Source organism: Peribacillus sp. NPDC096448 (assembly GCF_044762675.1).
GTDB classification, from domain to species: domain Bacteria; phylum Bacillota; class Bacilli; order Bacillales; family DSM-1321; genus Peribacillus; species Peribacillus frigoritolerans_B.
In genome coordinates, this window is the sequence record NZ_JBIWEU010000020.1 from 1 (window position 1) to 22,633 (window position 22,633).

A 22,633-nucleotide genomic window follows, 5' to 3' on the forward strand; every position below is an offset into this window, starting at 1 on the left:
GAAATGTTTGACTTGCTCATTTGCTTTTTTGATAGTGTGTGCTCACTTAAAATTTAACGTTGGCGCTTTGTTTTGTTCAGTTTTCAAAGAGCAATATTTCCCATCGCTTCGTTTAGCGACTTTATTAGTATAACACCCTCCAAACACAAAGTCAACAGCAAATTCATTTACTTGTTTATCTTGTTTGTCTCAAGCGGTGTATTTAATATATTAGCACTTGCATATAGATAAGTCAATTTAATCTTTTAAATTCCCTTCATTTTTTCTATTCTTCTATATATGCACCACTTTCTTTCTATAAATGCGGCCCCTTCCAATGAATCATTCAAACAAAACAGGGAGGGCAGCTGATTATAGCCACCCTCCCTTTATTAATGATTATTTATTGATGGAGATTACATCCGCTTCTTCCCTATCTACATTTCCGGCCTTTTCAATCTTGACACTTTCACCTTCGGAAAGGTTAGTAAAGACGATTGGCGTAATGATAGAGCTGGCATTGTTTTTGACATACTCTATATCAACTTTAAGCAATGGCTGTCCGCTTGTCACTTTATCTCCTTGAGCGACAAGCGCTTCGAAACCTTTGCCTTCTAACTTAACTGTATCGATCCCGACATGTATCAAGATTTCACGTCCAGCTTCAGAAACGATACCTATTGCATGTTTAGTCGGGAATAAGTTAACGATCGTACCGTCCACAGGAGAAGCAACCAACCCTTCCTCGGGTACAATTGCAAATCCATCACCCATCATTTTTTCAGCAAAAACTGCATCAGGCACTTCCGTGATCGGTTTTAATTCCCCTTTAATAGGAGAAACAAAGCGCTCGGAAACTTCATTCGTCCGTAAAGGTTTCGGGACGACATCCTCGATTTGCTTTTCCACACCTTCTTCAGGAGACGCTTCTACTTTACGCGGCCTTTTTCCATCAATGATATCCTTCATTTGCCCCTTGATCGTTTCTGAACGAGGTCCGAAGATCGCCTGGATGTTATTGCCCACTTCCAAAACTCCAGCGGCACCAAGTTTCTTCAGCCTGTTTTTATCAACGTCACCGATGTCTTTGACTGACACACGAAGGCGGGTAATGCAAGCATCCAAGTGAGAGATGTTTTCTTTTCCGCCCATGGCATCCAAGATATCCCCAGGCAGACTTCCAGCAGAACTTGTAGATGCGTCCGTTTCCTCATTCTCTTCCACTTCACGGCCAGGAGTTCTAAGGTTAAACTTCCTTATCGCAAATCGGAATCCAAAGTAATAGATAACCGCAAGAACTAAACCAACGGGAATAACAATCCATGCATTGGTTTGCGGATTGATTAACCCGAACAGTACGTAATCGATCAAACCACCCGAGAACGTCATCCCTATTTTCACGTCCAGTAAATGCATGGTCATGAATGATAGACCTGCAAACAGACAGTGAATCCCGAAAAGTATCGGTGCAACAAATAAGAATGCAAATTCAAGTGGCTCAGTAATCCCTGTCAAGAAAGATGTAAGTGCTGCAGAAGCCATCAATCCCCCGACTATTTTCTTTCTTTCCGGTCTTGCTTCATGATAAATGGCCAAAGCCGCAGCTGGTAACCCGAACATCATGAATGGATATTTACCAGTCATGAAGGTACCGGCCGTTAAATTCTGTACGCCATCTTTAATTTGTGCCATGAAGATGGCCTGGTCCCCTCTGACTGGCGTTCCCCCTCCTTGAGGGATATAACTACCAAATTCGAACCAGAATGGAGAATAGAATATATGGTGCAATCCAAAAGGAATCAGCGCACGTTCTACAACCCCAAAAACGAAAGCCCCAAGTGTCAGGTTAGCACCCAACATATTTTCGGAAAATGAATTTAACCCCGATTGAATCGTCGGCCAAACCAAAATCATCAGCAACCCAAGAATAACTGCGCTTGCAGCTGTTACAATAGGAACAAAACGTTTACCTGCAAAGAATCCTAAATAAGAAGGCAGTTCGATTTCATAAAACTTATTATACATAACAGCAGCCATGACACCGACAATAATACCGCCGAACACACCTGTTCCCAACGTCGGGATTCCCAGAACATTTGTATACACCGCACTATTGTTCTCAATGTCGGCAGCGTCAATGCCAAGAACAGTTCCCATCGTTACATTCATAATCAAGAAACCGATAATCGCCGCAAGGCCGGCAACACCATCTCCACCAGCTAACCCAATTGCGACCCCCACAGCAAACAACAAGGGAAGATTCCCAAAAATAATATTTCCGGCATTCTCCATTACCGATGCGACCATTTCCACTCCGCCACTCGCAAGAAACGGGGCGATATCCAACAAAGTTTCATTTTGCAATGCATTACCAAACGCAAGCAAAATTCCGGCCGCTGGTAAAATGGCTACAGGAAGCATCAAAGCTTTTCCGATTTTTTGCAAAACACCAAACAACTTCTTAAACATAGGTTTTCCTCCTCTTTACTGTTTTTCCATGCTAATAAAACGGTTACATTTAACGATGGTATTCATCTTCCCACGCATCAGTATTGAAATACAAAAAAGGCATAAGCAAAGATAGGATTGAAATGAAAATTCAGGTATATAATACCCTCTTTCAAGACAATCATTCTCCTCACTTATGCCTGATCGAATCAGTAACACGTAAGTTAATGTATGTTTATTTAATTTTCTTTTGTAATCGTTGGATATGCATCGTTAGATAGACAGCTTCCGCGTCACAAACCGGTTTGCCTAATTTTTGCTGCATAATTTTTATTAGCTTCCAAGAGATATTGTAACACAAAGGATATTCTTCTTTCAATAGCATTGCTATTTTTTCAGGTTCCTCTACTTTTTCCCCAGCCAACACCCTGTCTAACATGAATCTTAAATGACGGACCAAACGTGAATAGTCTATGCTATCCTTATTAATTTTTACGTTGAGCTGTTCTTCAACAACATGGATAAGGTGATAGATTAACTGCGAATGCTGATTGACTTCAGATAAGTCTTTGTTTGATATTGCGCTATGAATATGAAGCGTAATAAAACCGATTTCCCCTTGGGGCAGGCCTATACCTGTCTTATCTTGAATCAATTCTACTACATCAACAGCAATATCATGTTCAAAAGGATAAAGGGTTATCGTTTCTTTCAAGAATGGGTTTTTGATAGTCATTCCTTGTGAAACACGCTGAAGGGCGAACAATAAATGATCTGTTAAACCGACATGTATATGTTCATTTAACTTTCCAGTTACTCGGTCATTAATGAGATGAATGGATTCTATAATGGCAGCTTGAAGATTTTGATCGATTTGCGGCAAAAGTTTTTTGTAACTTTCCTGTTCCTTAACATTTTTCAGGACAAACGTTTTCTCCGCTAGTTCCGGACTCAACTCTTCGCCTCTCTTCCGGTTGAAGCCTAAGCCCTTTCCAATAGTAACGACTTCTCCATAAAACGGATGCGTGGCAATCACCACATTATTGTTCAAAACCTTTTCAACGATAAAACCATTCATTTTTCTCCCTCTTCTTTTCTCAAAGTCATCCTATGCCCCATACAGGATAAAGTACTTAGTACTTAGTACTTTTACTATACACGATATGAGCTTTCTCTTACAACATGAAAGAAGAGCCCCGAAATCAGGACTCTCCTTACACACTTGCATTATTACTTCAAGAAAATGAAATATAGCAGGAAGACGACCCCAAGACCCCACATTATCGGGTGAACCTCTTTAGCTCTTCCTTTCATCGACATAGTGATCGGATAGAAGATGAATCCGCAAGCTATACCTGTCGCAATTGAATATGTCATAGGCATCATGATGACCGTAAAGAAGGCCGGAACCGCAATTTCGAACTTTTGCCAGTCAATATTTTTAAGTGATGATGCCATTAATACTCCGACTATAACCAATGCCGGCGCAGTCACCGCGGATGTCACCACTGAAAGAAGCGGGAAAAAGAAAAGGGATAGAACAAACAGCAACCCAGTCACTACAGCTGCAAAACCGCTTCGGGCACCAGCAGCAACACCTGATGTGGACTCTACATAAGACGTCGTGGTGGATGTACCAAGAATTGCACCTGAAACGATGGATAATGAATCAGCAAGCAATCCTTTTCCCACTCTAGGAAGAACATTATCCTTCATCAATCCAGCTTGTTGCGCGACAGCCACCAACGTGCCGGCTGTATCAAAGAATGCTACGAACAAGAAGGTTAGTATCACGATTAACATTTGACCAGTGAAGAGATCACCGGGATTTCCAAAGGCATCGAACGCAACCCCGAATGTAGGCGCTATGCTAGGAACTGCACCGATAATTTTCTCCGGCACCGGAACTTGCCCAAAGATCATTCCTGCAATGGCTGTAATGACCATTCCTATGAACACGCCGCTTTTGACGCCTCTCGTCATCAAAATGACGGTTACGACAATTCCAAACACAGCCAATAAAGTATTCCCCGATGTCAAGTCGCCCAGACCGACAAGAACACTGTCATCATTCGTGATGATTCCAGCATTCTGAAACCCAACAAAAGTAATGAATAAACCGATACCGGCTCCAACTGCGTATTTCAATTCGACCGGAATTGCATTAATGATTTTCTCACGTATTCCCGATAGGGAAAGCAAAACGAAGATAATACCTGAAATTAATACTCCTGACAAAGCCGTCTGCCAAGGAATTCCAAAACCAAGCACAACGGTAAAAGCGAAGAAAGCATTCAATCCCATACCCGGCGCGAGCGAGATTGGATACCTGGCTATGATCCCCATCAATATCGAGCCGATTGCAGCTGCCAAGGCGGTCGCTGCAAAAACCGCTCCGTAATCCATTCTCAATTCATCCGGATAGTCCTCGATGCTTTGTAAAGTCAGCATCACAGGGTTAACAACCAGGATATATGCCATTGAAAGGAAAGTAGTTAGTCCACCAAGTATTTCACGGCGATAATTAGTTCCCAGCTCATTAAACCGAAAATAATTTTTCATTATGAGTCTCCCCTATCATAAGATCGTGCCAACAGAAAATGCCCCGTTCGCTTACGAACGGGGCTTGACTGCGGTCATGTAAAGAAGTGGCGGTTTATCCATACCGCCAATCCTTCCACATCGTAGTCAAGCCGTTCACGGCAGCTTGGTAGAAACTTTTGGGCCATATCCCCAATATTATACGACAATTATGTTTTTTTATTATTATAGGTATAGTGTATCAGTCACCAAAATAACCGTCAATATATCAAACGAATATTTTTTATGTAATTTTAGGCAATGTTCGCGTTTCGCTATATATTCCTTAATTATTATGGCTAGATCTTCGCCAAATTACGTAAAATGTAAGTAATCTACATATTCAAATACTATTTTAACAAAAAAATCAGTGAAGGTTAATTCCTTCACTGATTGGATGATTTTAATCTACTATTCCCACTCGATCGTTGCAGGCGGCTTAGACGTAATGTCATACACTACGCGGTTTACATGGTTTACCTCATTAACGATTCTCGTTGAGATGATTTCAAGTACATCCCATGGGATTCTTGCCCAATCGGACGTCATTCCGTCAATGGACGTAACCGCACGGATCCCGATTGTATAGTCATACGTACGCGCATCGCCCATTACCCCTACGCTTCGAATGTTAGGAAGCACCGTAAAGTACTGCCAAATTTCGCGTTCCAAACCATTCTTTTTAATTTCTTCACGTAAAATATGGTCAGATTCACGTACGATTTCAAGTTTTTCATCTGAAATTTCACCTAATACACGAATACCTAAACCTGGACCTGGGAATGGTTGACGCCAAACGATTTCATCCGGAATGCCCATTTCACTTCCAAGTGCACGCACTTCATCTTTGAATAGGGTGTTCAAAGGCTCAATCAATTTAAATTGCATATCTTCCGGCAGACCGCCAACGTTGTGATGCGATTTAATTGTTTGTGCAGTGGCCGTACCACTTTCAATAATGTCTGTGTAAAGTGTTCCCTGTGCAAGGAAATCGATTCCTTCGAGCTTCGTTGCTTCGTCATCGAATACGTAGATGAACTCGTTACCGATGATTTTCCGTTTTTGTTCCGGATCTGAAACGCCAGCAAGCTTCGATAGGAAACGTTCTTTTGCATCGACCTTGATTACGTTCATATTGAAACCTTCACTGAATGTTTCCATTACACCTTCGGCTTCCCCTTTACGAAGTAATCCATGATCAACGAAAATACATGTCAGCTGATCGCCAATCGCTTTATGGATCAAAACAGCAACAACGGATGAATCCACTCCGCCGCTCAAAGCGCATAACACTTTTTTATCTCCGACCGTTTGGCGGATTTTCTCCATCTCGATTTCAATGAAGTTCTCCATTGACCAGTCACCTTTACAGCCACAAACACCGAATACGAAATTTTTCAAAATGTCATTACCGTATACGGAATGACGGACTTCTGGATGGAATTGCACGGCATATAATTTACGTGACTCGTCACTCATAGCCGAAATTGGGCAAGACGGGTTCGTCCCATCAATTTGGAAACCTTCAGGCGTTTCCACCACTAAATCACCATGGCTCATCCAGACTATTTGTTCTTTTGGCAGGTCACTGAATAACTTGGACTCATTTTGGATGGCAAGAGTCGCTTTTCCGTATTCACGGTTTTTCGCTGGTTCCACCTTACCGCCAAAATGTTTGGTCATAAGCTGCATGCCATAACAAATACCAAAAATAGGAAGGCCCATTTCGAATATGCGTTCATCACAACCAAAAGCATTTGCATCATAAACACTGTTTGGGCCCCCTGAGAAAATGATTCCCGTTGGGTTCATTTTCTCGATTTCCTCTACAGTAATTGTATGAGGATGAAGCTCACTGTACACACCAAATTCACGGATACGACGAGTGATCAATTGATTATATTGGCTTCCGAAATCAAGTACTACGATCATTTCCTGGTTTTTTTGCAATTCTGTTTTCCCCGGCACAAACGTCACCTCTATCAATGTAATTCACTCATAAAATCGAGTGATAACTTCTTATAAAAAATATTATCATAAAAAAAGAAAAACTAAAAATCCACCCTCAAAAATACAGAAAAAGTACAGACGAAGGCAGATTTTCAGCTTTCCTGTTAAAATCCGCCTTCATAGTCAAATCATTTACGGTGATTCGGTAGAAACTTTCGATCCATATTATCGAGGATATATGAAGGATATATTAGTTTAAGTTAGTTTTTGTTATTGTATCAATATAATAAAAACCTGGTCAAGAGCTAGTTTTTCTCATTAAGCTTTCCCAACCCTTTTGAAAGTGTTTCCATTCCCCATCTTCCGCGTCTCCACGATATATCATTAACTCGTATCCAGCAGTCAATTCACTCATCTCATCCGTTTCGTACACTGCATCCACATAGGCGGCGTACTCCCTTAAAGTTTGCCCCTCCGGCCGAACTAAACCAGCTCGTTTTAATTGTTTCAATAATATTAAATAAGCTGTCGAGAAATGAGCACCGGTTTTCTTTCTATAACGAAGAATCTGCAGATGAGGAATCCACTTCCTTCTGAGGAAATAGCCGATAGAAGCGAAAATCATAGCACACGACAGTGTGATGGCAGTCCATTTTAAGAACCCTTCCATGTTTGCAATACCAGTTTTCACGGATGATTGAGTTTCCCTATCGGGTGTATCCTGGCGCTCTTTGGTCTCTTTCTTTGTTTGCTCTTCATTAGTCGGGGGTTCTTCAAGGTTCTTTATCGCTTCCTGTTTCAATTCCGAATCGTAAAATTCAACTTCCCCATCGAAACCCTTTGTCGGCTCGAAGGGAATCCAGCCTATCCCTGAAAAATAAACCTCGACCCAGGAATGTGCATTATTATTGGTCACCTTATAAACGGATTCGCCGTCAAGGATTGATTTTTCCCCTTCGGTATATCCCTTTACCCACCTTGCAGGTATATTGGCGGCCCTCAGTAAAACGACCATTGCAGTTGAATAATTATCGCAATACCCTATCTGTGTCTCAAATAAAAATTGATCGACATAATCTTGATTGCTCTCTGGATACGGAATATCGTCCTTAGAATAAATGAATTCAGGTCCGTCAAAATAATTCTCAATGGCTTTTGCTTTATCGTACCAATTCGTTTCATTCCTTGTTAGCCGGGATGCCAATTCAAATATCCGGTTTGGCAATCCTTCTGGAAGCTGAGTGTTTTTTTCCATTAATAAATCCATGGATTCGTCGGGTTCCGTTACCTTCCTTAACTCAGCTATATCAAAACTTGGCATATCATAAACCAGCTCATACTCTTTCATGGACAGCCGTTCGCCATTACCCTGTTCAGAAATAACTTTGTCCATATCCTGATAATATTTAAAACCCTTTCCGTTTTTGCCCTCAACCTTTTTTAAATACCCGGACTGCGGATGAAGGATATGTGAATAGGATTCCGTCATGGACACTTTTGCCGTCATTTCTTCTGTCCTCACCAATTCAGGAACGTCGTAAATATCTAAAGTTTCCATATCCTGACCGTTGGAAAAAGTGTGAAATTCCGTTTCCGGTATGGAAACCCACCCTTTACCGGTATAAATATTCTTGTTCTCTACTTTCCAGTAATGTCCTGCGGGAGCATTATTATAAAAAACGATGGAACTATCCGGCTCTATCAAACCGCCAAGATCCGAATCGTCTTCATCATATCCGACACTTTTACGCTTCGAATCACCGTCTTCTTTCACAGCTTTATCGGAATAGGAAGTAATATAAGGCACCGGGTCCGGCCATTGCGGAGAGAGCTTAGGGGCAGCGAAACCGACAAGGACACTTCCCAATATCATGCCGGTCAGCATCAAGATCCACTTATTGATGGAAGCCAACGGAAACTTAATCCTCTCCTGTACCGTTAGCCTCAGAAGGGACAGCAAGCCGAGCATCAAGAACCCGATGATGATGATTCTTATCATTGCCTTATCCCCCACATAAGGAGTGAATGTGTCAAGTACCGATATAAAAATCACCGTTAACATAAAAAAGAAAAAGATGCTTTGCCTCACCATCACCCAGTAATGGATCAAATATGTCACAAGCCAAAGAAGCACAAAAAATAGAAACGTTCGAAATGGATTTGTGATCAACTCCCAATTCCCATCATATATAAAACCAAGATTGCCCTTAAAATCCGCTAGAAACCCTTTCAGCCATGACAATTGATATAAATCGTCTTTTGAATGGAGGAACTGTAATGAAACCATTATATAAGCACTAATGAGAATAAATCGGATAGACCAATGTATGCGGAAATAATGCAGTAGCAGGGAATAGAGCAAAAATAAGATAAAAATGATGATATTACCTGTATCAGTGAGTTTATCGACAGGCCTTAACCATTCAGTAATCAACAACAGACCAAATACATACATGAGGACGTGCATGAACCTTTCCAATTTTTCGGTAGTGACATTCATTTCGCCATCACCTCCGATCTGTCAAACTTCAGTTGACCATGTTCAAAAAAGCTAACCTTTATCCCCCTCGAAACAGCTGCAGAACTTGACAACCTTTCCTCATCAGTAAGATCCCCCTGTTTCTTCACACATAAAATTAATCCCTGATTAGGCCGGAAAGCATTCAATATTTCCACCTTTTCTAAGGTTAAGTCTGAAACGACGAATATCACAGCAGCGTTTGCCGGAAAAATTCCCTTCCTGCCATTTTCGTTCAATGCATTTCCAACACTCGGCTCTTCTTTAACAAGTCGGTAAAAAATCTTTCGTTTCTGTTTATTGCCTGCTGCTGCCGGTATGATTAACCTCGATCCCCTACTCACATACCCAATTTCCATGCCTTTCTTTAACATGGCGTGGGCAATGGTAGCTGCCATTTCAATGGATTCTTCGAATAAATCCGATGGCTTTTCATCAAGCATGATGAATACATCCCGGTTTTTCTGCACCTCGAATTCATTCGTCATGATTTCACTCGTTCTGGCAGTCGCCTTCCAGTTAATCCATGACAACTGATCGCCTGGCTGATATTCCCTTACCCCGGAGACCACTGAATGTTCCCGTTGTGTTTTCTTTGTTGAAACCACTGCCCCCTGATTAAACACTCGATCAAGATCACTGTAGGCAAGTTCGTGATAACGAGGAAAAACAGTTATATTCAAAGGTGAACTATATATCGCTTCCTTTTCGACCAGCCCGAAAAAGTCCCCTATCCAAAAGCGGATCGATTGAAACGAATGCTCTCCACGCTGCAAGTTTTCCAAGGTATATGACATGCTGAAGGTACGCTTGAATCCCGGAAAGATAATCATTTTCCTTTGGAGTCCCCTATCTTCCATTTCCTGTGGCAATTCCTCCTCTACCACCATAAATAATAGGGGCAACCGGTTTTTACGGGTAAACGTCAATGCTATCTCAACAGATTCACCAGCCTGGCATTCCCTTTTATTGACCTTTCTCTCAACGGTAAAATCATGCAGCGGATAAAACAGCAGGATCGAAGCGTACACAGAAAACGGCAAAAATGAATAAAAAATGAACCAACTGACAAAACCGCCTTGAAACATTGCATAGCAAAAGGAAACGGTCATAAGTAATACAAGTCCGATCACACTCATATTTCCCCTTAGAGTGTTGATGAATCTGCGCATTAGGTCACAGCCCGCTTCACAGGCACTTTTGTTGTTGCGACAATTTCATGTATCACCATTCCAGCATCGAAGCCCTCATAATTCGCTTCAGGTTTCAAAATAAGCCGGTGGGAAAATACGAATGGCACTAAATATTGAACATCGTCCGGCAGAACATAGTCCCTTCCCTGGATCAGCGCGTAGGCCTGGGCTGCCTTCATCAATGCTATCGATCCACGCGGGCTCACCCCTAAATAGACCCCTTCATGTGAACGTGTTTGATTCGCCAATTCAACAATGTACCGTTTTATTGTGTCATCCACTATCACCGCTTTTACCTCAGCCTGTAATTCTATCAATTCATCCAAGGTGATGACGGATTCCAGCTCCTCTAGCGGTGCCGTGTATTGAACCCTATGAAGAACCTCTATCTCTTCTTCCACACCTGGATAGCCCATTTTCATTTTTAATAGGAATCTATCCAATTGAGCCTCCGGAAGCGGATATGTTCCCTCGTACTCGATTGGATTTTGTGTCGCCATTACGAAGAAGGGCTTCTCCAATCCTCTTGTGACACCATCAATCGTCACACTTGCCTCTTCCATGGCTTCAAGCAATGCAGACTGAGTTTTCGGCGAGGTCCGGTTTATTTCATCGGCTAAAATAATATGGCCCATTATCGGACCTGGCCTAAAGATGAATTCCTGTTCCTTAGGATTGAAGATCGAAACGCCAGTAACATCCGAAGGAAGTAAATCAGGTGTGAATTGAATTCGCTTAAAGCTTGCACCTATTGATTTTGCCAATGCCCTTACCATGACTGTCTTTCCCACACCCGGAACATCCTCCAATAAGACATGCCCGCCGGAAAGGAGTGCCACGATGCTTAATTCTGCTATATCCCGTTTTCCGATAATCACCTTTTCGATATTCCCCAAAATCATTTCTAGTTTTTGGTTCAACTTCTTGTAAATCATTCGCTACCTCCCGGGATTCACATTATCATTATTATTTCATGTCTTTTCTATATCACGCATTTTACATTAAGCTCCAATTAAACCTTACATTGTAAGTTTACTAGATAATCAGTAAACCATAAACGAATTTGTCTAAAAATATAAATGCTGCTTAATGAAAAAGGTATGGTAAACTGTTGCTAAGCCATCTTCTTTAATTATTGAAAGCGAAATAAGCATCGTTTGTATAGACTGTTTTTTAAGTGCCCTTAATGTAGTCCAACGAATACCATGCTTTTCATTTGCATCTGCGGATACATGCTCAATCGTTTTTTGTATTTCGGATATCTATTTTTTACATCTTGATGATTACGCAGATGATATGCTTCATATGCCCGCCAGTCCTCAGGTATGGTTTCTATCTAAATGTTATAACAAGTTGATTGAAGAGAAAGGTACGAGACTCCTGCGGGAAATGAACGTCCAAAATGTACAAGCCATAAAAAACGGCAGGAAAACTCCAATAAATTGTCCACCTTTTCATAATTTCCCGCCCCGGTCATCAAGGCAATGAAGCCACGCCCTTCCGATTTGTATATTCTTAAGTAAACTTCTTTTCTGTCTTGTTTATGCTAAAATGAATGCAATCCACTCATAAGATATTAAGAGGTACTGATCATGTATAAAAAATTCTTCATTTTGATCTTCGCAGCCGCCCTTCTTTTAGGGCTTATTAAAACCATTATGGATATATAGCCAAAAACAGCCCGATTCCTGACAGGAATCGGGCTGTTTTCATTTTCGCTTAACCTCTCCATTCAGCTTCCCCATTTTCGGGATAAGGATAAAAAACAAACAAACGACCAAAAGCGCCAAAACGATGCCGAGCAATATCGTCAGGTCAAAATTAAGTGAAGGCTCTGTTTCTTCTTCGTTTCTCGTTGGAATGCGGACCTCCGAGAATAATCCAAGCTGTTCTGACTTTGAAGCGATGGTATTATTTTGATTCTCCGTCACAGGTGACAGAAACAGCGAGTCCTTCACCGAGTCAATGGCATCATACTTCCCTCTTTCAAAAGTGAGATTCTTTTGTTCTTCAGGCAGTTTCCGCTTTTGTTCCAACAATCCTTCTTCATGGAAATACTCCGTTTGAATATCAATATCCTTTTCTTGATATTCATTGGGCTCCACCATCGGTTCCTCTTCCGCCCCGCCATGAGGTGCATGGCTAAAAAACAGGATGAGCAAGACAGGCATTACGTATTTATTCCACTTCATGGGCCATTGCTCTTCTTTCTGCAAGACGCTTCACTACATATGGAATGATCGTTGCGATAAGCGTCAGCACAATCAAGATGATACTAGCCGGAATGAATGCCGACTGATTACCGAATTGAATGGACATGTATACGTCTGCAACAGGGTGGTCTACATTGAAATTAGGCATGATTAAATCCAATAATGGTATGGTAAAGAAACTGATTAAACCAATCACCAGGATAGAACCGACAAACGGCCCAATCGAGAAGGCAAGTCGGGTAAACGCTGAACAGAAGAATAAAAGCAGGACGGTGAAGACGGTCCATTTAATCTCCTGCATATCTCCCAGTGGATAGATCTTCAAACCATATATGCTGATGATTAAACCTACGATCAGATTCAATAAGGTAAACAAGGCCGCATGGACCATCATTGGAATGGTTTCATAATGATGCAGGAAGAAACCGATCAATAACCCGGAAATAAGTATGATCACCAACATGACGATCGGCGGGATATTAACCTTTTCTTGATGAAGGACTTCCCCGCTGATTTGTACGGGATTCGCTAAATATTCGTACACATACCCGTTCTCCTGATCATCGACTAGAGTGTTGTTCAAGACGCTATATACGTCCGTCTTGATTTTTTCGGTTGAGTCTACATTTTGGGACCAATTATCATTAAGCTGATCGGCCCTTTCCTGCACTGACCCCACTTTCGCTTGCAGGTCTGCTGTATCCTTCGTGACCGTGTCCTGTCGTTCCGCTACAGAATTGACAAGCTCGGAAATGAAGCCGACAGTTGTTGCCGTATTGTCTTGAAGTGATACAAACATTTCTCCATCAAGGTTAACTGGCGGTTCGGCCTCCATCTCAGGAACTTCCATATGATCCGACAAATTGGCAGACACTTCTTGAGCCTTGCCGGTAATTGCCGCTAATTCAGCTAAAGTAGCTTTCTGCCCCGTTTCAACATTAGCATCATATTCTTTCATATAACCCATAATGGAATCCGAGAACATCTGAAAGTTCTCATTGACTCCTGCTAAACTGGCTTTAACGAGTTTCGCTTCTTCATCCACGTTTCCGGAAACCCCATTTTTCAAGTTTTCCAATTCTTTTATATTGGCTGCAAATATCTTATCTACATTTGCTTCAGTGACTCTTTCAGCCAATTCACCATAAGATGAGAGTGAACCGTAATAGGCAAGGAGGGTATTTGAATCCCGATTGGTGATAGGATTCTCAAATGCCTTCACAAGCACTGCTCGCCTTTCTCCCCCCACTTTTTCAAGAAGTGACTGTTCGAGAGTCTTGATTTCTGCAATGGCCTCATCGATTGTCATACTCTGGATGTCATGTAATTTTTGAATATCTTCTTGTGACTTTTTCCATTTGTCACCTAAATCCTTATAATTCGTGCCGAGTTCATTATAATCAGCTTGCAATTGCGTAAACTGCGCCAGCAGATCATTATATGAATCTACCAGTGTATTAAACTCCGTTATCACTTGGTTATGATTCCCCGTTCTGCCGCTTACCGTTCCGCTGAGATTATTGATTTCCGTTTGGAGATCCGCTGTTAGGATGTTGATTTGTTCAGCAGCTCCTTCACTTCCTTCTGCCGGCACCAAACTTTCAAGTGCCGTGTTGATCCCATTGATTTGATCCAGCAGAACCTGCAGCGACAGTTCATCTATCGGGTCCTTCTTTTCAGGTGCAGCAACCGATTCACCTTTTCCCGTTTCCGTTTCAATATCTTCTATAGGCGTGGTTCCTTCACCAATATCCTCCCCATCACCAGAACTGCTTGCAAGATTCCCTCTTTGCACAAGCAAGGTGGACTGAAGGTTATCAAGACCCGCCTCTTCCGATTGCTTCAATTGTTCAATCGAGCTTTGTTGATCTTGGGTGATTTTCGTAATTTGTTCGACTTGTTTGTCTTTCATGCTTGTTGAAAATTGTTCCAATTCATTACTGCTGGAATCGAGTTTCTGCTGCATGATTCCAACATTTTCACTAATGCCTTGATCATTAAGGCTGTATTTCGTATTCATTCCTTGCTGAATCTCCGGTATAGCTTGATTACCCTCATTCAGCACCTTGTCATATGATTGTACACTCTCCATGACAAGCTGCTGATTTTGGGCAGATGCCTTCTCAAAAAGGATACTTTGAGCCTTTTGATATTCCTCAAAAGAAACAACATCTTTCACAAATGAAGCCATTTGAGTCTTCGTGTTCCCTATTTCATCCATTGTTTCAGTACTTGTTTTGCCAGCATCCTTCGTCTCGGCAAAGACTCCTTCAAGCATGTCCTTATGCTGCTTGATTTCGCCGGCAAGACTTTCCGAGCTCGGAGTATAAAACTTATACATCGTGTTTTGAAAAGCGATTTCTTTAGCAAGGACATTATCGAACTTCTTACGGATGTCCTCGACTGATTGGGAAACATAGCTCCAATACTGTGTTGAAATATGCTTATTCATTTTGCTCTTTGTCTTCTCTAATTCCTTTTGTACCTTTTCCATGTTCTCTGCATTCAAACTGGGTTGTACCTTGTACTTTATCCCCGCCTTAACAGGCTGTTCATCATCGAATGTATAAATATTCTCTGAAAAATCGGATGGAAAATATATGACTGCATCATACTTTTCATTAGCAAGTCCACTTTCCGCCGTACTTCTATTAACCACAAACCACTCATATTCAGAATCCTTGTCAAGTGTAGTAACAAGCTCTGAGCCCATGTAAATGGGATTATTGTTAAATTCAGTCCCATTATCTTCATTTACAATGGCGATTTCACGAGAAGCCGTTTCTGTCTTTTTCATTGGATTTTGGCCAATATAAGAAAAAAACAAGATTGGCAGCGCAATGATCACCAGGATTTTACCGATTAACAGCATCGGTTTTATTTTTTCAGACACTCTCTTGCACTCTCCTTCTTTCTTCACTTAGCGGAATTTGGATTTTACTTTCCTGGCCATTCAGCACAAAGTATCCGTAACCCGGCTGTATTTCTTCTTCTTTTCTGGAATAGGAGAGGGTGTACAAGCTTTGGTCCGATTTTTTAAGAAGCAAAACAGCCTGCCTGACTTGTTTCAATTCGGTTGTCAACGAATCATACCCCTTCGTGAAGTCGTTGGCATTTCCCGCGACAATCAGACTAAACCCGAGATGGCTGTATTGTTTCATCAAACTGCTGATCCTATCCTGAATCCTGCCGTCTATCGTTTGTTGGATCCTTGAAATGCTATCTATGACAAATATGACCGGTGGGAATTCCAGTTGCTTCATCGGTTTCATTTCCAATGCCGCAAGATAACTTCGCTCACGTTCTTCAAATATTCCAGTGATATGATCGAGCCATTCGGTTATCTGCTCTTTTGTTTCCACATAGCTCACCTTCTCCTCAAAAGCATAAGAAGATAAGCCGCGATCCACTCCGTCAAATAATCCAATTTCCCCGATTGCCTGTTTAAGCAACGATTCCAGTAGCACTTTAAGGACATTCGTTTTCCCTTTACGTGACTGTCCTACGACAAGCAGGAATGGATTGGAATTCAACTCCACGAATACAGGTGTAACGCTTTCCTCTGAAAGCCCGATTGGAATGGTACCCTTCTTTATGGCTTGTGAGCAGTAACTCTTGAAGTTGCTGGAATCAAGACGTGCCGGTAACATCCGAATCGCCGGTGGTTTGTCCATTTCCTTATATTTAGCCTTATGTTCTGCCACGACTTGTTTCATTTCTTCCAAAACGGCTATATCATCCGCTCCATCGGCTGGTAAATAAACCTGCGTGAGATAGGTTTGATCCTTTTTCACCAACGCCCTGCCAGGAACAGGTTCATTTTCATAAGGGGTTCGCCCCAAAACTGAATATTTTTCCGAACTGTCCATTAAGTAATGGACGACCTTCGTCTTAAGGCTATTCATTAACGGCTGGCGAATCGCATTGATTCTCGTTGCCGTTAAAATCATGAATATCCCAAGTGATTGTCCATCACGTGCAAACTGAACGAATTGGGCTTCCTGATCCTGCATCTCATCCTTCACTAAGTCAAAATTGTCGACCACGATATAAATAATCGGCAATTTATCTTCCACTAATGCATTATAAAGCTTTATGTTACTAAGCTCCTTTTCTGAAAAAAGCTGCTTACGCCTTTCCATTTCCGCCTTCATGAATAACATGAATTTTTCTATTTTCCTTAACTCATCGAACCTAAAGTATTCCCCAGTATGAGGCAGCTGGCGCATTGGCAGTAAAGCGCTATTCCCGAAGTCGAAAATATAATAATGCAGTTCTTCAGGACTGAATTGATCTGCAAAACTAAAGAGAAGTGTCAAAACGGTGGTGGACTTGCCGTACCCGGAAGAACCAAAAACCCCAATATTCCCATCTTCAATCCAGTTATAGACATAATTTGTCTGGCTTTGCAATTCGGGCTCATCCTTCATTCCCAGGTGGAATTGATTCCTCGTCGGGCTTCTTTCAGTGTTTCTCGATAAACGATCTGAAAGAGGCGGCAGCCATGGGCTTGCCAACTTCTTAATCTCCATTTCTTCCTGCATCGCAACAATTCGATCCGCCACAGCTTCTATTTCACTAATCTTTTCTTTCCTCTTATTAGTGATCTGTTCCGATACATTTGAGATTTGAACAAGACCGAGGTCTGTGACAAGTGCCACTTCGTCCTCAGATCCAACCGTATCCTCTAAATATGGGGCACCGCTCCACGCAGACTGGAACAATTCATAAACCTCGTTATTTCCTACCTGCAAATATCCCCGTCCGGTGACAGTAATATTTGCCGCATCGCTATTTTTAAGAATTTCCTTACTATCACTGGCATCCTGCACTTTCAAGGAAATTTTAAAACGGGCATTGCTCCAAATCTGGTTATCAATTACACCGCCCGGCTTTTGTGTAGCAAGAATTAAATGAACTCCCAAGCTCCGTCCAATTCGCGCCGTACTCACTAATTCGCGGATGAAATCGGGTTCTTCGTTTTTAAGTTCCGCAAACTCATCTGATATCAAAAATAAGTGCGGTAACGGTTCATCCGCTTTGCCTTCTTTGTATAAGTCCGTGTAATCGTTGATATGATTGACTTCGTATCGATCAAACATGCGCTGGCGTTTCTTCAATTCGCTATTGATGGAGGCTAGTGCCCTGGCACTGAAGTTCTTGCTTCCCTCAATATTCGTAATGACTCCCAGCAGGTGCGGAATCTGCCTGAATGGCTGTGCCATTCCCCCGCCTTTATAATCAATGAGCAAAAAGGCAACTTCATGTGGATGATAATGAACGGCTAATGATAGGATGTATGTTTGCAGTAATTCACTTTTCCCCGATCCTGTCGTTCCAGCAACCAATCCATGGGGGCCATGCGCCTTTTCATGCAAGTTCAATTCAACCCTATCCGTTTTCCCTTTCAATCCAATCGGAACTGCCAAGGATTTGGAAGACTGATTGGTCCGCCAGTTTTGGCTGATAGGCAGATCTTCCACTTCACGAGCTTTCAATAATTCCAGAAATGATACCGTTTCTGGTATGGAATTGTTCATGCCTTTTTGATGATCTAGCGAACGCAGCGTACGTGCAAAACGCTCATTCCCTTCTTTTGAATGTGCATCAAGTTTAAAAGGAGTATGAACGGCCTTCGTTTGCTGGATGAGAATTTCACCTTCAAAATCATTGATATACTTCACAAGCGTATGGACATTTTCGGTCAAACTTTCTTTTGCATCCGCTGCAAAAATCGTCGAGATACCCAAATCGTCTGTTTTACCTTCTAAATATTCCAATATGACATGCTCCGCAATTAAATTACGATCCGTGACAATAAAGACAAAGTGGGGAGTGAATCTCACTTTCCCTTTGTTCTCGTCCAAATCTCTTTCCCTCAATAGCTGATAAATCGAGGTCAGCAGCTGGTCACGTGATTGCTCATTATATATAAAGCCTTTTGCATAGGCATGCGGCAATTGAAAATGAGGGAGCCATTTCATCCATTCCCATTCTTGGTAATCCTTTTCCGGAAAAATGGCCACAAATCGAACATCATGATAACTATGAAAAAAGGCCAGTTGCCCAATCAGTTGCTGCAGCTCCCGTTTAACGATCGATTCCTTTCCGACCAGGCCCATCGATCCATTTGATAAATCGATCGATAATGGAAGATCATCCAGGTTTTTGTATACATCCACAAGTTCCTGCGACTGCTCAAGTAAATCATCTATATCCCGATTGGACATATCGCTGCTATTTACCGACACCTGATAACTTGAGGGTATGGTCGTAGTTCCGATCTTAAAGTGCAGAGCATCTTCACTTTCCAAAGTTCGCTCCCATATACGATCGCTAATACTGTCAGTCAGCAGCTTCATCCTTTCAAAGGAGGGGTAATGATAGGACAGCACATTCTTTTGTTTTTCAGACAGCTCTTGCAGTTCTTCCCTCTTCTGCTCTAGATACCTGGTATATACACGTTGACGTTTTTCTTCTCTGAATTTTTGCTTCTTTTTGTCTTTAAAATATTGTACCGTCGAGGTAACTAAAGTCGTTGTGAACATCACAATCGATATGATGATGAAAATTCCCCGAGGCTGAATGACCGTGATGACCCCCATGACGATTAGCATCATTAAAGGCGGCATAAGGATTAGCCATAACCCTCTATTATTATCTTCCGATTCTTGGCTCGGAAAAGATATCGTCACTTTTTCATCCGGCAATTCGTAGATCATCCTTGGTGTCCGGCGATACTGTGGATAGCTTTTTTTCATTTCAGAGATTGGTTTCTTCATTTTAGATAAAGATGTTTCATAACTTTCGGCACTATGAATCATCAATAAGTCGCCTTCAACCAACCTCAGCACCATATTCGGCCAGCAAATCAGATCACCATTTTGAATGGGAACAGCCTTCGTTACCCTTTCACCATTCAAGAAAATCCTGCTATGTTCATTTGGCATGAGGTGCCACTTCCCTTTATGCACCACAAGGGAAAAGCCAGTGCCGGAAACCGGTCCTTCTTTACGGAAAGTCGCTCCCGCCTTGGCCGATAAAGTGATTTCTTTCAAGTTGCCTATATAATAGAGGCTTTCTTCCAATTCCCCTGCCGTATAAAAAATCTCAACCGTTTCTTCTCCTTCATGAAAGGTGAAGCTATGGAATGGCTTTACATCGCCAAGCTTCTTGTCCTCCCTAAACACCTCATATTCATCAAGTCCCTCATGTTTTTTCAGCTTGATGGAACCTTGTTCAAAGGGAATGGAATAAACGGTGATCGTATCCTGTCTTGATGGCCCAATCGTAATTGGACCGTTATGATTATCCTTGATCGTATAGGATTGGTAGGTCCCCTTATAATAAATCCATAATAAACTCATTAAATCTCACCTCCGCAAAAGGCCCATTGCTCACTCTTTGCTTTTCTCTTTTTCTTCAGTTGATTTTTTGGAGGAATCCTTACTTTCTTCTTTCCCCACAGAAGCAGGTTCGTTTTCCGCTTCTTCTTTTACAGCAGGTTTTGCTTCCACTGCGCTTTTATCCTCTATATTGGACTCTGTTGCTGACTGGTTTTGATCTTGCTGTTCCTTCATTTGCTCATCCAATTCCTTTTTTTCCTTTTCATATTGGGACAGCTCTGTATCGATTTCTTTAATTTGCGTTTCCTTTTCTTCCCCAGAAAGTTTATCGTCCAACTTAATCTGTTCTTTCTGGTTTACCAGCCCATACATTATCAATTCGCGATCCTCCATGATTCTCGCCAAATCGATCGCGTCCTCACTCATGCCCCTGCCTATATAAATCCAATATAGGAGATACTGACTATCGGTCTGCAAAGTGATTGCATTTACTACATTCTTCTTCCTGACATCATCTAACGGCTCATAAGCGACATAGGCCATAGCCAGTTCATATTGAACGACATACGGCATATTTTTTGGATCGTAGTTTTCCAAACGGTCAATGACTTCACTGTATTTTTGTTTTAAGAAGCTTTCACCGCTTTCTACATATGCTTCCTGCTTAGGTTGTGAGAAGAATAGTGTGTAAATCGTAAACAACAGCAGCGGCACCAGAACGATCATCGTACCCCAAAGTGTATAACGGCCCGTTTTCCATTTCTTTTCAGGAATATGCACAAATGCTTTTTCTTCCTTCTCTAAAACATCTATCCGATCTTGAATGACCGTGGAAAGTTCATCCCAAGTCCCCGATACCAATATACTTTGTGTTTCGTTCGATAGTTTCAGTGTCTTATGATAAAGTAAATACTCTTCGAATGTATACTGCCCATCCACAAGTGCCGAAATCGTTGCCTTCGTTTCTTTAAATAACTCATCTTGATTATGCTCATAAGGAGGCAAACTGTCTTTTACGCCATAATGCAGGAAATATGGGGCCAAGCTCGAATCAAAAACGATATTTTCTGGACAGACGACTAGTTGCAGGCGACTCAATTCATGATTCCTGATTTTCTTCAAGATTTGATAAGACGATAACCATCTACTCAATGAATTTTTATCTTTAGCTTTGGAAAAAACAAAAAAAGAGGCTGGTGGATTTACTCTGATCTGCACCTCGTCCTCTGTAACTTCTATATGTTTCTGGAGAGCATCATCCGCTTCATGAATAATCTGTAATTCCAGTGGGTCCTGCATAGAAAGTTTTGCCCGTTGGAAAACGAACGAATGCCCCTTATCATCCTTCATCATTACAGCTTCTGTTTTTTTCTCCAAATATGAGGATTTTTTCTCATCCATTTTATGTAACTCCTTTACCCCTGCTAAAGGGCTTTAGACTTTTTTCCTATAAAGAGTCCACACTTAATCCATTAGAGGATCTCAAGGCGGTCCCCCGTCGTAATGCCGCTATCAAGCAGGGTTTCATATCCTGAACATACGAACTCTTTATTCTGGACCCGCACCCAATAGCCTTCTTTAGGTGCACTGGCAATATCCTTTACCTGCCAAATTATTTCCACAACCTTCTTGATGGAACGGTAATTCGAAACTTGCAAATCAAATACTTCCCCTGTATATCTGTTTAAATCGATCGTTAGTTGAATATATATGGAAACCACCTCTTTTAAAGCAAAAAAGCACCACGATCTTCATAAAGAGTCGCGGCGCTTTTTCCTAGAAATTTCTTTATCTCATTGACCTAATGATTATCCGCGAATTTGACTAGCAATCTGATTATCTGTGTCTTCAAGGATTTGAGCTGATTTATTCAATTGTTGAGAAACTTCATTCAACAAGCGGGCCATATCCATGAATGAAGGCTTCAATTCTTCATACTGACCTACGAATGCCTCGCTGGAGGAACCTTCCCAAATACCAGTTAAATGATCTCTCATTCTATCTAAACGACCAATCATATCCGTTACTTGTTGGCTCTCATTATCATATTGTCTAGCTACATCTTTCAGTTCCGAAGGTGTTACGCGAATTTGTGACATAGAAAAAATCCTCCTTTTATCTTATATAGTACATTTTAATGGAACCATACATTTTCTGCCATATAAATAAGCGCAAAGTCGAAAAATGGTAAATTATGATTATACAAAAAAACCTAAATATGGCATTATGAAAGTCTATGTACCTGTTTTCCCAAACCTTTAAACCCATTTTTTAATTATTTTTTAATATTTTACATTTTTATGGTAAAAAAAGTTCCTTATACCCAATATTTCTGAACCTTCATCCAATAATATGATTTTCACCATAATAATAGTGACTTTAGACTTTCTTTTTTAGAAAATTAAT

At 41.4% G+C, this 22,633-nt stretch carries 13 protein-coding genes and 2 riboswitches; all 13 genes read right to left on the reverse strand.

Annotated elements, in window-relative coordinates; genetic code table 11:
• Positions 1-378: 378 nt before the first annotated feature.
• Entirely contained in the window at positions 379-2,448 is a 2,070-nt protein-coding gene (gene ptsG / locus ACIQ0C_RS23235; protein WP_403064331.1) for a glucose-specific PTS transporter subunit IIBC, read from the reverse strand.
• Between the two features lie 214 nt (positions 2,449-2,662).
• Positions 2,663-3,505, reverse strand: coding sequence for a glucose PTS transporter transcription antiterminator GlcT (gene glcT / locus ACIQ0C_RS23240; RefSeq protein ID WP_403064335.1), 843 nt, complete (start codon positions 3,503-3,505; stop codon positions 2,663-2,665).
• Positions 3,506-3,657: 152 nt separating this feature from the next.
• Positions 3,658-4,989, reverse strand: coding sequence for an NCS2 family permease (locus ACIQ0C_RS23245; RefSeq protein ID WP_402842893.1), 1,332 nt, complete (start codon positions 4,987-4,989; stop codon positions 3,658-3,660).
• A 103-nt stretch (positions 4,990-5,092) separates the two neighbouring features.
• Positions 5,093-5,194, reverse strand: a riboswitch (purine riboswitch).
• Between the two features lie 224 nt (positions 5,195-5,418).
• The gene (gene guaA, locus ACIQ0C_RS23250; protein ID WP_283916613.1) at positions 5,419-6,975 is read right to left on the reverse strand and encodes a glutamine-hydrolyzing GMP synthase; all 1,557 of its coding nucleotides are present in this window, start codon (positions 6,973-6,975) and stop codon (positions 5,419-5,421) included.
• Between the two features lie 142 nt (positions 6,976-7,117).
• Positions 7,118-7,219, reverse strand: a riboswitch (purine riboswitch).
• A gap of 36 nt (positions 7,220-7,255) precedes the next feature.
• Positions 7,256-9,457 (reverse strand): DUF4129 domain-containing transglutaminase family protein, encoded by a 2,202-nt coding sequence (locus ACIQ0C_RS23255; protein ID WP_403064338.1) that lies wholly within the window; start codon positions 9,455-9,457, stop codon positions 7,256-7,258.
• Complete coding sequence (locus ACIQ0C_RS23260) at positions 9,454-10,608, reverse strand: DUF58 domain-containing protein (RefSeq protein WP_403064342.1); 1,155 nt, start codon at positions 10,606-10,608, stop codon at positions 9,454-9,456. Before ACIQ0C_RS23260 ends, ACIQ0C_RS23255 begins: the two co-directional genes overlap by 4 nt.
• A gap of 38 nt (positions 10,609-10,646) precedes the next feature.
• Positions 10,647-11,603 (reverse strand): AAA family ATPase, encoded by a 957-nt coding sequence (locus tag ACIQ0C_RS23265; protein ID WP_403064345.1) that lies wholly within the window; start codon positions 11,601-11,603, stop codon positions 10,647-10,649.
• A 774-nt stretch (positions 11,604-12,377) separates the two neighbouring features.
• The gene (gene essA / locus ACIQ0C_RS23270) at positions 12,378-12,860 is read right to left on the reverse strand and encodes a type VII secretion protein EssA (protein WP_403064348.1); all 483 of its coding nucleotides are present in this window, start codon (positions 12,858-12,860) and stop codon (positions 12,378-12,380) included.
• Positions 12,847-15,774, reverse strand: a complete 2,928-nt coding sequence (gene esaA / locus ACIQ0C_RS23275; RefSeq protein ID WP_403064351.1) for a type VII secretion protein EsaA — start codon at positions 15,772-15,774, stop codon at positions 12,847-12,849. Before esaA ends, essA begins: the two co-directional genes overlap by 14 nt.
• Positions 15,767-20,248: a type VII secretion protein EssC gene (gene essC, locus ACIQ0C_RS23280; protein ID WP_403064354.1), complete on the reverse strand. Its 4,482-nt coding sequence runs from the start codon at positions 20,246-20,248 to the stop codon at positions 15,767-15,769. The genes esaA and essC overlap by 8 nt, the downstream gene beginning before the upstream one ends.
• A 30-nt stretch (positions 20,249-20,278) precedes the next feature.
• Positions 20,279-21,628, reverse strand: coding sequence for a type VII secretion protein EssB (gene essB / locus ACIQ0C_RS23285; RefSeq protein WP_403064357.1), 1,350 nt, complete (start codon positions 21,626-21,628; stop codon positions 20,279-20,281).
• Positions 21,629-21,699: 71 nt separating this feature from the next.
• Positions 21,700-21,939, reverse strand: a complete 240-nt coding sequence (gene yukD / locus ACIQ0C_RS23290) for an ESX secretion system protein YukD (RefSeq protein ID WP_053537134.1) — start codon at positions 21,937-21,939, stop codon at positions 21,700-21,702.
• Between the two features lie 96 nt (positions 21,940-22,035).
• Positions 22,036-22,326, reverse strand: a complete 291-nt coding sequence (locus ACIQ0C_RS23295) for a WXG100 family type VII secretion target (RefSeq protein WP_034306171.1) — start codon at positions 22,324-22,326, stop codon at positions 22,036-22,038.
• Between the last annotated feature and the right edge of the window lie 307 nt (positions 22,327-22,633).